This window comes from Streptomyces sp. NPDC037421 (genome assembly GCF_055602105.1).
This window is the reverse complement of sequence record NZ_JBVJWV010000021.1, coordinates 84,668-98,734: the sequence shown is the minus strand read 5'-3', so window position 1 is coordinate 98,734 and position 14,067 is coordinate 84,668. Positions and strand designations below refer to the sequence as shown.

Sequence of the window (14,067 nt, the reverse complement as noted above, 5' to 3'; positions counted from 1 at the left end):
CCGGCGCTCTGCGTCGGCCCGTCGCCCTGCACGGGGTGGGTGGCGAGGGGTGCTGACGTGGGGTTTCGGGTCAGCACCAGAGCAGCACGGGAGCCAGCGAGGCGTCCCCAAAACAGGTGTGACTCTGCAATTCCGGCACGGCCTCGCGACCAGTTCCGGAGGGGTTGCCCGGTTGGCCTACGGGTCATGTGGCGCGCGGGCACACCAGTGGCGGCCCGATTGTGATGGCGGGCCACATACACCGCCGAACTGCGGACTTCTACGTTGTGGCAACACCCGACGTCCCCGCAGGCCCCCCTGGAAATGGTTCACATGGTCTCCCCAGCATCCGCCCCGAAGTCCCCGGCGGGCGCACGACGCCGGCTACGGCACCTCGCTGCGTTGTCGGAACGCCCGAATACGCCCAGTATGGGGGCGCCCCTCCGCCTTGCGATGCACCGCATCCGACGCCGTGCGCCGATCCACCGGGGATTACGGGACAGCCCTTAGCCTGGAGGCATGGGCGGTGAGCTCGTGACGGTGTTCCTCGGCGGCGACGTGATGCTCGGGCGCGGTGTCGACCAGATCCTTCCGCACCCCAGTGATCCGGCCCTGGCGGAGGCGTTTGTCACCGATGCCCGCATGTACGTCGAACTCGCTGAGGCGGTCAACGGCACGGTTCCGCGGCGGGCGGCCTTCTCCTGGCCCTGGGGCGAGGCGCTGCGCCTCCTCGACGCGGCCGCGCCCGACGCCCGGATACTCAACCTGGAGACCTCCGTCACCCGGAGCGACGACGCGGCCCCCGGCAAGGCGGTCCACTACCGGATGCACCCCGCCAACCTCCCCTGCCTGGCAGCCGCCCGTCCCGATGTCTGCGTCCTCGCCAACAACCACGTCCTGGACTACGGCCGGCGCGGGCTGGCCGAGACGCTCGACTCGCTCGCCACCGAGGGGCTGGCGACGGCAGGCGCCGGAGGCAACCTCGACGAGGCGCGGCGGCCCGCGGTCCTCCCCCTCCCCCCGGCCGGAAACCGGCGTCTGCTGGTCTTCTCCCTGGGGATGGCATCGAGCGGTGTCCCCCACAGCTGGGCCGCCACCGCGGACCGCAGCGGCATCGACTTCGTCGCCGAGGCCTCGGACCGGGCCGCGGCAGCGGTGGCCGGCCGGATCCGGCGGGAGAAGGGACCCGGCGACCTCGCGGTCGTCTCGGTCCACTGGGGTTCCAACTGGGGCTACACCGTCCCGCGCGACCACGTCCGCTTCGCGCACGCACTCGTCGACGGCGGCGCGGACATCGTCCACGGGCACTCCTCGCACCATCCACGCCCGATCGAGGTGTACGGGGGCCGCCTGGTCCTTTACGGCTGCGGCGACCTGATCGACGACTACGAGGGCATCAGCGGCTACGAGCGGTACCGGGACGATCTGCGGCTGCTCTACCTCGTCGCCCTGGAGCCGGACACCGGACGGCTCGACCACCTGCGCATCATCCCCTTGCAGGCTCACCGGATGCGCCTGCGGCGCGCCTCGCAGCAGGACACCGCCTGGCTCTACGAAGTCCTCGCCCGCACCAGCCTCGGTTCCAGCACGCGCATCACCCGCGAGGAGGACGGCACCCTCCGCGCAGAGGAGGGAAAGCTGCACAATCGAGGGTGAGGAGCGCGGCGCCCGTGCTCCGGCTGGAGGGCAGTCGGATGCCTGGGACCCGGTCTCGTTCCCGCTGTGTCCCGGACAAGGGACTCACCACCCGCATGCGACGACCATGTTCCTGATCGGGCTGCTCTGCGTCGTCTTCGTGGCGCCCTGCTGGCCCTTCTCGGGGGCTCGTGGCCCACCATCCTGGTGATCTCGAGCGGCCTGTTCATCGCGCAGTTCTGGTTCAGCGACCGGATCGCGGCCTTCAGCATGGGCCCCCGCGAGGTCACCCCGGAGCAGGCGCCCGAGCTGCACGGTGCCGTGGACCGCATCTGCGCCCTCGCCGACATGCCCAAGCCGCGGGTGGCGATCGCCGACAGCGACGTGCCGAACGCCTTCGCCACCGGCCGCGGCGAGCGCACCGCGCTGGTCTGCGTCACCACCGGCCTGCTGCGTCGCCTGGAGCCGGAGGAGCTGGAGGATGTCCTCGCGCACGAGCTGTCGCACGTCGCCCATCGCGATGTGGCGGTGATGACCGTCGTCGTTCCTCGGTGTCCTCGCGGGAATCATGACCCGGGTCGCGCTCTACAGCGGACTCGGCCGCAACAGCCGCGACAGCAACGCCGTCGTCGTGGCGCTCCTGATACCACTGGTCAGCGCCCCCGTCTACGTGATCAGCTTTCTGCTGACCCGGCTGCTGGCCCGCTACCGCGAGCTGTCCGCCAGGCGGGTGGTGCCGGGTTCGCTCACACCGGCGTCGGCTTGGTGTGCTTCGCCAGCGTCGAAGGCGGTGCCTTCGCCGGGCTCCAGGAGGACGTACGGGAGCTCCTCGGCGCCGATACCGGGCGCGGGGGCGGTGGCGGCCTGCCGGTCGAGCCTGACCTGGGCCGCTGGTTACCGGTGTGGGGCGCTCCCGGGCTCGGCTGAGCCCGAGGCGTTCCAGTGGCGCGGGAAGATCGGCGAAGGGAGCGGCTTCCAGGACACCATGAGCACGCCGCCGATGTCGATCAGGACCGCTCCGATTCGTTCCATGGGACCGACCGTCCCCGACTTGCGCAGAGGCCGCAAATGGGATTGCTTCGAAGTAGGTGGGCACGAGGTTTCCGTCTCCCCTGCGTAGGGAGTGATCCACCGTGATGTTCGCCGACCGCACGGACGCAGGACAGCAGCTCGCCGAAGCACTCAGGCACCTGGTGAGGGAGGATCCCGTCGTCCTGGGCCTGCCCCGTGGCGGAGTTCCGGTGGCCTTCCAGGTGGCGCGGGCGCTGGGCGCCCCGCTCGACGTGATTGTCGTGCGCAAGCTCGGGGTCCCCTCCCACCGTGAACTGGGTTTCGGCGCCATCGGCGAGGGCGGCGTACGGGTCATCAGCGACGACATCGTCCGCATGGCCCGGGTCGGGCAGGAGGATCTCGCAGCGGTCGAGCGCGCCGAGACGGCGGCGCTCGCCAGTCAGGCGCGGCGCTTCCGCGGCGACCGGCCGCGCGTACCGCTCGACGGGCGGTCGGTGATCCTGGTGGACGACGGGATCGCGACCGGCGCCACCGCCGCGGCCGCGTGCGAGGTCGTACAGGCGCAGGGCGCGGCCCGTGTGGTGCTGGCGGTTCCGGTGGCGCCGCCGGATGCGGTCGCCTGGCTGCGTACCCAGGCCGACGAAGTGGTGTGCCTGTCCACACCGCGCGCCTTCCGCGCCGTGGGCGAGTGGTACCTGGACTTTTCCCAGACCCCCGACGAAGAGGTCCTCGCCCTGCTGACGCAGGCCGCACACGGCCCTGCGGAGCGGCTGTCTGCCGGGGCGGGCGAGGTGGCCGGGGCGGGCGAGGTGGTGGTGGACGCGGGCGGCGTCGCACTGGCCGGAGACCTCACCGTGCCGCCGGGCGCAGGGGTGGTCGTCGTCTTCGCCCACGGCTCCGGCAGCAGCCGCCACAGCCCGCGCAACCGGTCGGTGGCCGCGGCCCTGAACGGGGCGGGTCTGGGCGCCCTGCTCTTCGACCTGCTCACGCCGGCGGAGGAAGCCGACCGCGCGAACGTCTTCGACATCGAAACCCTCGGCCGGCGGCTGGCGGACGCCACACGCTGGCTGGAACACCTTCAGTCCCTGCCGTCCCTCCCGATCGGCTATTTCGGAGCGAGCACAGGAGCCGCCGCAGCGCTGTGGGCCGCCGCATCCGCCGACGCGGACATCGCAGCCGTGGTCTCCCGCGGCGGCCGCCCCGACCTCGCCGGGCCCCGGCTCGCCGACGTACGGGCGCCGACGCTCCTCATCGTGGGCGGCCGCGACACGACGGTGCTCGGCCTCAACCGCCAGGCCCAGCGTGAGCTCCGGTGCGAGAACCGGCTTGACGTCATCCCCGGCGCCACGCATCTGTTCGAGGAGCCGGGCGCACTGGACGAGGTGGCCGGCCTCGCCCGGGACTGGTTCACAGGGCACCTGACGACCGGGGCCTGACAGATCGGTCCGCGGGTCATCGCAGCTGGCGGCGGACCAGGTCGTGGAAGAGTCCGGCCGGGTCGGCGAGCAGTGCCGCGGGCGGGCCCTGCTGGACGACGCGGCCGTCCGACATCACGATCACCCGGTCGGCGTCCATGATCGTGGACAGCCGGTGGGCGATCACGAGGCGGGTGGCGCGCAGGGTGCGGGTGGATTCGATGACCACGCGCTGGGCCTCGTTGTCCAGCGCGCTGGTGGCCTCGTCGAAGAACAGGATGCGCGGCTTGCGGAGGAGGGCCTGGGCGATCATCAGCCGCTGGCGCTGGCCGCCCGACACGGTGCCGCCGCCGTCGGACAGCATGGTGTGCATGCCCATCGGCATGGCCTTGATGTCCTCGGCCAGGCCCGCCAGCGCGGCGGCTTCCCACGCCTCCTCCGGCGAGAACGCCCCGGTGCCGCATATGCAGTCGAGGATCGAGCCGGTGAAGGGCTGGGCGTTCTGCAGGACGACGCCGCACTGGCGGCGCACGGCCGCCTGGTCGAGCGCCGCCAGGTCCTGGCCGTCGTAGAGCACGCTGCCTTCGGAGGGCTTGTCGAAGCCGATGAGCAGCCTCAGCAGGGTCGACTTGCCGCAGCCGCTTGCCCCGACGATCGCGACGAACTCGCCCGGCCGGACCTGGAAGCTGACGTCGTCCAGGACCAGCGGGCCGTCGTCGCTGTAGCGGTAGGAGAGGTTCGCGGCCTCGATTGCGCCGGTCAGATCGCCCGGCCGGGTGCTGGATCGGGCCACCTCGGGGACCTCCCGCAGGAGCGGCTTGACCTGCTCGAACATCGGCAGCACCGCGGCAGCCGAGATGAGCGCGCCGGTCAGCTGCGTGACCGAGGACAGCAGCATCGTCAGGGCGGTGCTGAAGGTGAGGAACTCGGCGGCGGACATGGCGCCACGGGCCGGTCCGGCCAGCAGCACGAACATCACCAGCGTGCACAGCGGCAGGTAGACCGCGCCGAGCACCGTGATGACGTTCTGTATCCGGCCGATGCGCTGCTGGAGCTCGCGGGTACGGGCGAACTCTCGCGCCCAGGCTGCGTAGGCGAAGCTCTCGGCCGCGGCGACGCGCAGTTTCGGCAGTCCGCGCAGGGTCTGGAAGGCCTGGTTGTTCAGCTGGTTGCCGAGCTTGACCAGCCGGCGCTGGTAGCGCAGCTGCCACAGCCCCAGGCCCAGGAAGACCGCCGCGATGACGACCAGCATGGCGACGGCGGCCATGGCCAGCGGGACGCTGTAGACGAGCAGCAGTACGAGGTTCATCGTGCCCACCGCGCCGGCCTGTACGCAGACCGGGCCGATGCCGGACAGCACGCGGCGCATCGCGCTGATGCCCATGGCCGCTCCGGCCAGTTCGCCGGTGGAGCGGCCTGCGAAGAACTTCGTCGGCAGCCGTAGCAGGCGGTCCCACACCGCGGGCTGCAAGGTGGCCTCGATGCGACCCTCCATGCGCAGGATGGAGACGTTCTGCAGCAGCATGAAGGCGGCCGAGACGACGGCGGTCGCGATGAGGGCCAGGGCCGTCTGCACGATGAGGCCGTTCTCGGCGTCGGGCACGTACCGGCCGAGCACCTGGCCGGTGGCGATGGGCACCAGGGCGCCCAGGAGCACCGCGACCAGCCCGCCCAGGACGAGGCTGCGCAGCTCGGGGAGGGTGCCGCGGACACTGAAGCGCAGCAGGGCCGCCAGGCCCACGCGCCCGTCGGGGAGCGGGCGGTAGAACATGACGGCGCGCGGTTCGAAGGCGGCTTCGTCGCCCTTGCCGATGCGCTCGCGCGTGCCGGTGGCCGGGTCGAACGCCTCGTATCGGCCTCGCCGCCACAGCAGGGCGACCGGCGTGCCGTCCTGCTCGCGCAGGCCCACCAGGGGGCCGCTGTTCTCCCGCCACCAGGGTCCGCTGAGCCTGACCGTGCGGGTGCGGATCCGCGAGGCGAGCGCGATCCGCTCGACGGGGTCCATCCGCTCGGAGGCGGAAGACGCCTCGCCCGGTTCGGACCCCGGTTCGGACAGGGTGATGCGGGCCTCGCGGGCGACCAGGCGGCACACGGCGAAGGTCGCGTCGGCGTCCGCGCTCCGGAGGGAACGGCCTCCGGAGCGGCCGATGGAGGCCAGGAGCGCCCGGTCCGCCTGGGTGCGGGCGGTCTGACCGGCCTCGATGCCGGCAGCCGTACGGTCCTCGTGGTCGCGTTCGAGCTGCTCGATCCAGCGGTCCAGGGCGTACAGCAGCCGGTACTGCTGGTCGACCATGCCCTGCCACATCGCCGCGTCGACGAGGAGGGTGCCCACCGCCTCCGTCTCGTACGCGGCTCCGTACTGGACGGCGCCGGGGGTGATCTGCATCCACAGGATGTCGTCGTCGGCTCCGCCCTGCCCGGTGGTGGCGCGGCCGTCCAGCGGTGCCTGGTAGAGCACGCGCAGGCCGCGGCCGATGCCGCGCGCGAAGGCGTCGTCGAGCGGGCTCAGTTGTGGCGCGGGGGCGCCGTACACCCCTTGGCCGGCTGGGTCGGCTTGGTTGGCCCACCACTGCTGGAGCGGGGCGCCGTACTCCGGGCCGGGCAGCTCCCGCAGCTCGATGCGGCGCAGCTGGCACCCCTGCAGGGGCCGGCCGACCAGAGTGTGCTCGGGCCCCTCGGCCGGGCCCAGCAGGAGGGTTCCCGCCTCCAGCCGGCCCAGGAAGTGCCAGTGCCCGGCCTGCGCCGCGTCGACGGCGAAGAGGTCCAGTTCGCCGTGCACGACGAGCCACAGGACGAGCGGGCCCTCCAGCGACAGGCTGCGCAGGCCCGTGCAGTCGACCGGCGAGCCCAGTGCGCCGAGGGCCGCGACGACCGCGTCGCAGTAGTGGGCCGGGGCCCAGCCGGGGTGTGCGGAGGCAGCCGTGGCGTGTTGGGGGTACGTCACCTCAGTGCTCCTTGACCAGTTGGGCGTACGGGCCCTGCGCGGCCACCAGGTACTCGTGCCGCCCGCGTTCCACCACCGTGCCCCGGTCGAGGACGACGATCTCCTCGCTGTCGCGTACGGTGCTCAGCCGGTGGGCGATGACCACGCAGGCGCAGCCGCGGCGGCGCAGGTTGTCGATGATGACCTGCTCGGTCACCGCGTCCAGAGCGCTGGTCACTTCGTCGAGGACCATGATGCTGGGGCGGCGCACCAGCGCCCGGGCGATCTCCAGGCGCTGGCGCTGGCCGCCGGAGAAGTTGCGGCCGTCCTGCTCGACGCGGCTGTGGATGCCGCCGGGCCGGCGGGCGACCACGTCGTGGACGGCGGCGTCCTGCAGCGCGGCGACGACGGCCTCGTCCGGGATGGAGGGGTCCCACAGCGTGACGTTGTCGCGGACGGTGCCTTCGAAGAGGAAGACGTCCTGGTCGACGAAGGAGACGGAAGCGGCCAGCGCGCCGCGCGGGATGTCCTCCAGCCGCATCCCGTCGATGCGGATGGCCCCCTCCCAGGGGGTGTAGAGGCCGGAGATGAGGCGGGAGACGGTGGACTTGCCGCTGCCGGAGCCGCCGACGAGCGCGACCTGCTGGCCGGGGCCGACCGAGAGGGAGAAGTCCTTGAGCAGCGGGGCGTCCAGCGGGCTGTAGCCGAAGGTGACGTGGTCCAGCTGGACGTGGCCCTTGAGGCGGCGGGTGCCGCCGGGGGGCTCGCGCCGCGAGAAGACCGCGTCGACGGGAAAGTTCTCGACGTCCTTGAGGCGGGCCACGTCGGCCGCGAAGTCCTGGATCCGTCCGGCGACGCCGCCCAGCCGGGAGATCGGCGCGGTGAAGCTGGTCACCAGGGCCTGGAAGGCGACGAGCAGGCCGACGGAGAGGTGCCCGTCCACCGCCCGCAGGCCGCCGATCATCAGGATCAGCGCGCTGTTGAGCGCGGCCAGCGAGGGCGCGACGATCGCCAGCCACGCGCTGGGCACGCCGAGCCGCTGCTGCACGTCGAGGGTGACCGCGTGCTGTCCGGCCCAGCGGCGGAAGAAGCCGTTCTCGCCGCCCGTGGCCTTCATCGTCTCGATGAGCTGGAGACCGCTGTACGAGGTGTTCGTCAGCCGGGCGCTCTCGGCGCGCAGCTTCTGCGTGCCGGTGGCCCTCAGGTGGATCACGATCCGCATGGCCACCACGTTGAGCAGCGCGATCATCACGCCGACGAGGGTGAGCTGGGGGTCGTACGTCCACAGCAGCACCGCGTAGAGCAGGACCACGACGGCGTCCACGCCCGCGGCGGCCAGGTCCCGGGCGAGGGTCTCGGCGACGGCGTCGTTGGACTGCAGGCGCTGGACCAGGTCGGCAGGGCTGCGCTGGGAGTAGAAGGTCACCGGAAGTCTGAGCAGGTGCCGCAGGAAGCGGGCACTGCCCAGGGTGGAGGAGATGATGCGCCCGCGCAGCAGATTGGCCTGCTGGAGTGCGGTGAGCGTCGCGGTGAGCACCAGGGTGACGGCCATCGACGCGAACAGCACGCCCAGCAGGGACGTCTGGTCCCCGATGAGGAACATGTCGATGTACGTACGGTTCAGGGCGGGCGCCGACGCCCCGACCGCCACCAGCAGCAGGCTGGAGATCACGACGGCGGCCATGGTGCCCGAGGTGCCGCGCAGGCGGGCCGGCATCGCGCCCAGGACGCCCGGCTTGCGGCCGCCGCGGCGGAAACCGTCGCCGGGTTCGAAGGTGAGCACGACACCGGTGAAGCTGGTGTCGAACTCGTCCATGGGTACGAACCGGCGGCCCTTGCCGGGGTCGTTGACGTACACGCCCCTGCGGCCGAAGCGGCGGCCCGTGCCGTCGTAGACGACGTAGTGGTTGAACTCCCAGAAGAGGACGGCCGGGGCCCTCACCTCGGCGAGCGCGGCCAGGTCCATCTGCATGCCCTTGGCCTTCAGCCCGTAACCACGGGCCGCCTTGAGGAGATTGCTGGCGCGGGAGCCGTCGCGGGAGACGCCGCAGGCGATGCGCAGCTCCTCCAGCGGGACGAAGCGGCCGTAGTGGCCGAGCACCATGGCCAGGGCGGCGGCTCCGCACTCCACCGCCTCCATCTGCAGCACGGTGGGGGTGCGTACGGTCCTGGGCGTCTTGCCCCTGGCGGGGGCGGGCCTGCGGCGCGTGCCGCCCTTGGGCTCGGGGCGCTGGCGGCGGCGCCCGGCGGGGGGCAGCTGGGGCACCTGTGACTGCGGGGCGGTCACGGCAGCAGCCAGTCGACGGGGCGCTGGGCGGCGAGGTGGACTGCGCCGGTGACCGGCGTCGTCGAGCCGATGGCGTACGGGGGCCCGTCCCCGGAGGACCACTGGTAGCCGGACTTGGTGGCGGAGGAGCGCTCCAGCTGCACGAACACCGCGACCGGATTGCCCTGCCGGGCGAACTGTTCGGCGAGCCCCGTGTCGCCGAGGAAGCCGCTGATCTGCGCCTGCGTCTGGGGCGCGCGGCCGACCGCCTTGACGCGGCCGCGCAGCACGCCGAAGCGGGGCTGGGGGACGGACTGGACGCTCAGGTCGACCGGGGCGCCCACCGGGATCGTCGAGCTGCTGCCGGCCGGCACGTACAGCACGGCCACGAGCGGATCCTGTGGGTCCTGCACGCGTTCCACGGTCGCCACGTCCGCGCCGGTCGTGACGACCGAACCCACCTTGGCGACCAGGGTCGTCAGCCTGCCGCCGGTCACCGCGCGAACGGGCCGGTCGCCCTGGTCGGTACGGACGGTCAGCAGGGGCGCGCCGGACGACAGCGGCTGGCCCTCCTCGGCGAGGACGCCGGTCACCTGTCCCGCGACCGGGCTCTGCAGTACGTAACTGCCCTCGCCGTGGGTGAGGATGCCGGGTGCGCTCAGCTTGGAGGACACGGTGCCGGTGAGGGCCCAGAAGCTCGCGGCGGCCATGACGGCGACCGTGACGGCCAGTACGAGCCGCCCTTGAGGGCGCGCGAAGCGTACGGGCAGATCGAGTTCCTCGGGCGATTGCAGCTTGGAAAGCGCCTTTTGACGAAACTGCACGAACTATTCCTTCAACTGCATTTCGGATCGGCCGGGCACGCGGGCGGCCAGGCACGAACCCCGGAGCCGTGGGGGGGATGCTCCGGGGTTCATGGGGATATCTGTCCCGATCAGAGACCGGCGCGACCGACGTTCACCGAAACGCCGGTGATGCCCGAGACCAGGCCGGGGACGTGGGAGACGACGCCCTGCGCGGCCTGGACGGTGTGGAGGGAGCCCGCGAGGCCCACGACGTCGCTGACGTCGCTGGTCACGGCGCCGGCCAGGCCACCGGACACGCTGACGAGGCCGCCGGAAACGGCGTCCAGCTCGTCGTCGGCGATCTCACGGGTCTCAACGTAGTTACGCATTATGCGCACCTTTCATTTGTTGGGGGGATTCCGCGGAAGCCTGGCGGGCCGGAAATTCGGACGCCGTTCTTTGCGCTGCCGCAGCGGACATGATGAAAGCACGCGAAAGCGCTGGCCAGCCAATCCGGCTGATGCCCCTTCAGGGGTGGGCGACCGCTTCATTCACCGAATGGTGACAACTTCTCCGCAAGATCGAGTAACAGATACGGGCAGCCCGCCGACCACACGGAACCAACCAGGACGAAGGATCACCAATCGCATGGGGCATATCCGGCATACCGACGAATGGTGAAGGTGGCAGGCACGCACACGCACGCGATGTGCAGATTTCCAGGAGGATCATGTGGTGACAGGCTCATCACACCGGGTGAGACGCGGTGAATTGGTCCGAGTCCTTGGGGCGGGCCACGGCGTGGGCGGCGCGACGTGGACCGGGGGGCCGGTTCCAGGTGGGGGATGAACTTGGAGCAGTGGGTGTAGGCCTCTTCGACGGCGAGGCGGACCCGTACTTCGGGACTGCGCCCGCTCGTTCACCTCCAGCTCGCTGTCCTCGGCCTTCGGCTCGCCGGTTTGTCCCTGGGCCTGGGCCACCCACAGCCGCACGGCGGTCTCATGAAGCTGCGTGTCGACAGGACGGCCGAAAGCCCGCCTGCTTCGAGCTCCGCGCGAGACGCCCTCAGACGCAGTTCGCCGTCAACCAGCGTGAACTCCGCTCGTACGCTTTCGGGCGGGGAAGCCGACAACCAGTGGGCGACTCGACCACCCGGCGTGCGTCGGCGAGCGACCTCGTGCGTCCGATGCCGCGGGGCTTCCGCCCCAGCGTGTCCTGAGGCGGACCATCGCGCGGCGCAGCTCCCCCACGCTCTCGATGACCTCGGGGTGGGGGCCCGGCCCGGCCCCGAGAGCCTGGGGGCCGGGCCGGTGCGCTCCGACGGGAGCCTGGGATCAGCGCAGGGTGAAGGGTGCCACGTGGGTCGTGGTGTCCGCTCCGCTGATGGTGAATTCGAGGTTGTAGTCGCCGTTCGGCAGGTTCCGGGTGCTGACGGGGAGGCTGTAGGAGGAGAGGAGCGGGGTGTAGTTGAACCGGCCGGTGACGGGCCTGGTGACGGGGCCGGTGATGCGGCTGGCTGTCAGCACGGTGTTCGAGTTGGAGAGGTTGTTGCCGTTCGCGTCGCAGATCCGCAGGCTGATCACGACCTGGCCGAGCAGGCGGACAGGGCGGCTTGGGTCGTAGAGCAGGCAGATCCGGTACGCCACGTTGTAGGTGACGGTCTTGGTGGACGGGTTCGTGGCGTTGTCCGTGGCGTTGACCGTGAACGTGCGGGAGCCGAGCGTCGAGGTGTTGACCGGGCTGCCGTTGGGGACCGTGCCCACGCAGCTCGCGACTCCGGAGGCGGCGTCCGTGCAGGAGTAGGACGCGGTGACCGGCTGGCGGTACAGGTAGGTGCCGGCCGCCGGGCGCACGATGGTGATCGTCGGCCCCGCGGTGTCGAGCCGCACCGTGATCGTCTGCGGTGCGGAGGTGTTGCCGGCGGCGTCCGTGGCGGTGTACGTCACCGTGGTGACGCCGTTGGCGGTGATGGCCACGGTGGCTGCCGCGCCGGGGACGTCGGTGGATCCGGCCGGTTGGGCGCCGCTCGCACTGTAGGTGATCTTCGCAACGCCTGACCCGCAGGTCCCGTCAAGCGCGCCGATGTTGACGTTCGCGGGGCTGGTGGTGTTCCAGCCGGCACTGTTCGGGGTCGGCGAGATGCTTGCGAAGGTGGTGGGTGCGGAGGTGTCCGGGTCGTAGGTGAACCGGCCGGCGGGAGTGACCGGGCTGGTGCCGTTGGCGTTGGTCACGGTGACGTCCACGGTGCCCCGCGCCTGCTGGGGTACATCCGCAGTCAGTTCCTCGGGCCCGGTGACGTTCACGTTCGTGGCCGGGACGGAGCCGAAGCGGACCGTGGCGCCGCTCGTGGGGAACTCCGTGCCGCGGACGGTCACGGTGTTCACGCACTGGGCGAGTTCGGGTGCGTGGTTGGGGGTGACGCTGGTGACGGTGGGCGGGGACAGCGTGACGCGGTCCATCGCGGTGCCCCAGTCGCCGCCGAAGATCCCGGTGTTGGCGATGGCGCCGATCTGCTGGACGGTCCAGACGTCCTTGGGGTTGCCGGGGTCGCGGGCGGTGCCCGAGTAGTCGCCCCAGCGCACCCGGTTGGGGGCGCAGTTGCACGCGTAGGCCTGGGTCCCCGCGGCGTAGAAGTCGCCGAAGGTGTTCGCCGGGAAGTTGCCGCCCGGCACCGCGATGGCGACCGCGGTGGGGAACCTGGTGGAGGAGGAGGCGGTGAATCCGGAGAACAGGTCGTCCTGGGAGACGATCGGGTCCAGTCCTGATACCCCCACACCCGGCGGCCGGTGTCTCGCAGGCCGAACTGGTCGGCGGCGTGCCGTTAGGCGGCCAGCATCCGGTCTACGGTGGCGGGGGCGGGGGCGGGGGCTTCGAACATGGCGGTTCCTGCCTCGGGTGGGAGACGGCATCCTGTGCGACTTGGGCGTGACCCGCAGCGAGTCGTCGCTCTGCCGACAGCCGCACACCGCGCGGACGACCGGGAGCCGCCTGCGCCCTCAGGGGGCGCAGGCCTCCGCGATCGACAGGCTGTTCTCGTAGAGGTGGTGCCTGGTGATCAGACCGCCCTCGACGGTGAGGCGCAGCGCGAACGGGCCCTCGAAGGACTTTCCCGTCGCGCGTACGGTCCCCGACAGGTGCCCCATCAGGACGGCGTCGGCGCCGTCGACGAGGAAGGTGTCGACGGAGGCGCGCGCGTCCTCGGGCACAGTGTGCTCCATCAACTCCGTGAACTGGGCAGCACATTCGGCGGCGGTAGAGCGCGGGCGGATCCACGGGACGGCGGGGTTCTCGGCCAGCAGCCAGTCGACCTCGCCGGCGAAGAGCACGACGAGCCGCCCGGCATCCCCGGCCACCCGGGCGGCAAGGAACTTCTGCACCACGGCCCGGGTGGCCTCGGCGACGGAACTCGCGTCGGTGGCTGACCTGGGTGCGTTCGCTGTGGACTCGACGGACATGACGTTCTCCTCGCGGCTGCGGCCGGGTTCCCGTCGGGGGTTCCCGTCGGTGTGCTTGATCCTGCCGGTGGTGGAGAGAGCGGTCGATTACCCCAGGGGTAATGAGCGGCCAACAGGCATAGGGCGAGGGCGCACCTTCTTCGACGGAGGTCCGACAGAAGGGAAGGCCGCATCCGCAACACGCACAGCGTTGACAGGGAACCCTTGTGCGGGCCAGACGACGGGCTTCAGACCGAAGGCGCCGCGTAGCCGGCTTCCGCGGCTTGGGGTTCGCGGGGGCGCGCGTAGGGCTTGACGGTATTGAGGGACAGGGCCAGGCGGCGGGCGCATTCGAGTAGGCCGACGCCCTTGTCGAGGAGGTCGTGGATCTGGTGCCAGCGTTCGCGGGTGGTCTGCTCGTGGACACCGGCCGGGCGGGGCGTGTTCGCGGTCGCCCAGCAGGCGCTGTGGGAGCGGACCTCGGCCAGGTCGCGTCCCGGGCGCAGGACGCCGGCGTGGATCCGGGCCCGGACACCGGGCTCGGTGAAGCAAGCGCGCTTCACCGTGTCTGCGGCTTCCCTTGATCGTTTGAAGCGGTGTGAGGGTAGGCACCGTCCGG

At 71.5% G+C, this 14,067-nt stretch carries 8 protein-coding genes and 2 pseudogenes; 3 read left to right on the top strand and 7 right to left on the bottom strand.

Annotation, left to right across the window (positions count from 1 at the left end; translation table 11 throughout):
* Window positions 1-498: 498 nt before the first annotated feature.
* The 3 genes and pseudogenes from ACZ7IF_RS26385 (at window position 499) to ACZ7IF_RS26375 (ending at window position 4,061) form a co-directional block, all read left to right on the top strand.
* A complete protein-coding gene (locus tag ACZ7IF_RS26385; RefSeq protein ID WP_470975905.1) occupies window positions 499-1,635 on the top strand; it encodes a CapA family protein in 1,137 nt (378 codons plus the stop codon).
* A gap of 95 nt (window positions 1,636-1,730) precedes the next feature.
* A pseudogene (locus ACZ7IF_RS26380) lies at window positions 1,731-2,344 on the top strand (M48 family metalloprotease); the annotation flags it as partial.
* Window positions 2,345-2,747: 403 nt separating this feature from the next.
* A complete protein-coding gene (locus ACZ7IF_RS26375) occupies window positions 2,748-4,061 on the top strand; it encodes a phosphoribosyltransferase family protein (RefSeq protein WP_470975902.1) in 1,314 nt (437 codons plus the stop codon).
* 16 nt (window positions 4,062-4,077) lie between these two features.
* Here ACZ7IF_RS26375 and ACZ7IF_RS26370 read toward each other — a convergent pair whose 3' ends face one another.
* From ACZ7IF_RS26370 to ACZ7IF_RS26340, 7 genes and pseudogenes are all read right to left on the bottom strand, one after another.
* The gene (locus tag ACZ7IF_RS26370) at window positions 4,078-6,984 is read right to left on the bottom strand and encodes an NHLP bacteriocin export ABC transporter permease/ATPase subunit (protein WP_470975899.1); all 2,907 of its coding nucleotides are present in this window, start codon (window positions 6,982-6,984) and stop codon (window positions 4,078-4,080) included.
* Between the two features lies 1 nt (window position 6,985).
* On the bottom strand, window positions 6,986-9,250 hold the full coding sequence (locus ACZ7IF_RS26365) for an NHLP family bacteriocin export ABC transporter peptidase/permease/ATPase subunit (RefSeq protein WP_470975896.1): 2,265 nt from the start codon (window positions 9,248-9,250) through the stop codon (window positions 6,986-6,988).
* On the bottom strand, window positions 9,247-10,053 hold the full coding sequence (locus ACZ7IF_RS26360; RefSeq protein WP_470975894.1) for a hypothetical protein: 807 nt from the start codon (window positions 10,051-10,053) through the stop codon (window positions 9,247-9,249). Before ACZ7IF_RS26360 ends, ACZ7IF_RS26365 begins: the two co-directional genes overlap by 4 nt.
* Window positions 10,054-10,163: 110 nt before the next feature.
* On the bottom strand, window positions 10,164-10,403 hold the full coding sequence (locus ACZ7IF_RS26355) for a hypothetical protein (RefSeq protein WP_469112906.1): 240 nt from the start codon (window positions 10,401-10,403) through the stop codon (window positions 10,164-10,166).
* 945 nt (window positions 10,404-11,348) lie between these two features.
* Window positions 11,349-12,788, bottom strand: a complete 1,440-nt coding sequence (locus tag ACZ7IF_RS26350) for an OmpL47-type beta-barrel domain-containing protein (RefSeq protein ID WP_470975891.1) — start codon at window positions 12,786-12,788, stop codon at window positions 11,349-11,351.
* Between the two features lie 222 nt (window positions 12,789-13,010).
* Window positions 13,011-13,469, bottom strand: coding sequence for a nuclear transport factor 2 family protein (locus tag ACZ7IF_RS26345; protein ID WP_470975889.1), 459 nt, complete (start codon window positions 13,467-13,469; stop codon window positions 13,011-13,013).
* Window positions 13,470-13,729: 260 nt separating this feature from the next.
* Window positions 13,730-13,939, bottom strand: a pseudogene (locus ACZ7IF_RS26340) (ISL3 family transposase); the annotation flags it as partial.
* Window positions 13,940-14,067: the final 128 nt, after the last annotated feature.

Coding starts and splice junctions, on each gene's coding strand:
- ACZ7IF_RS26355 (WP_469112906.1), bottom strand. CDS start 10,403: ATGCGTAACTACGTTGAGACCCGTGAGATCGCCGACGACGAGCTGGAC.
- ACZ7IF_RS26385 (WP_470975905.1), top strand. CDS start 499: ATGGGCGGTGAGCTCGTGACGGTGTTCCTCGGCGGCGACGTGATGCTC.
- ACZ7IF_RS26345 (WP_470975889.1), bottom strand. CDS start 13,469: ATGTCCGTCGAGTCCACAGCGAACGCACCCAGGTCAGCCACCGACGCG.